The organism is Bradyrhizobium sp. 23AC (genome assembly GCF_054863025.1).
The window spans coordinates 1-521 of the sequence record NZ_JAVAYN010000072.1; the positions used below are offsets into that span (position 1 = coordinate 1).

A 521-nucleotide genomic window follows, 5' to 3' on the forward strand; every position below is an offset into this window, starting at 1 on the left:
ACGACTATTCCCGGCACGACCAGCGGCGAAAGAATGAGAGCCGTCGCAACGATGCGTATAGGTCGAGGCAAGCGGCCGATGCCGATCGCGGCAAAGGTTCCGAGTGTGGTCGAAAGCGCCACGACAACTGCAGCGACCCACAGGCTAAGCCAGGTTGCGTCCAGCCAATCAGAATCGCCGAAATAAGCCTTATACCATCTGAAGCCAAAGGCCGGCGGTGGGAACGTAAGATACGCCGCCGACGAGAAGGAGAGCACGAACACCACAACAATCGGAAGAGCAAGGAACAACAGGATAAGCGCAACGATCAACGACGGCACGATGCGAACAGCACTCATCACTTGCTCATCCTAAAGGCGTTGCCTGCGCCAGGCAGGATCTGCGCAATGGCGACCAAGCCAAGCGCGGTCGCGAGCAACAACATGGAAAGAGTGGCGGCATAACCCCAATGGAGTTGATCGACCTGCTGGGCAATCAGCATCGAGAGCGTGATGTCACGCGAGCCGCCCACCATGGCCGGT

1 protein-coding gene and 1 pseudogene are annotated in these 521 nt (G+C 58.3%); both read right to left on the reverse strand.

Annotated features, from left to right (window positions below; translation table 11 throughout):
• Positions 1-338: ABC transporter permease (locus tag RAD10_RS41480; protein ID WP_461621982.1), on the reverse strand; the 338-nt coding region annotated here is incomplete at its 3' end.
• A pseudogene (locus tag RAD10_RS41485) lies at positions 338-521 on the reverse strand (ABC transporter permease); the annotation flags it as partial. The gene RAD10_RS41480 and the pseudogene RAD10_RS41485, both read right to left, overlap by 1 nt.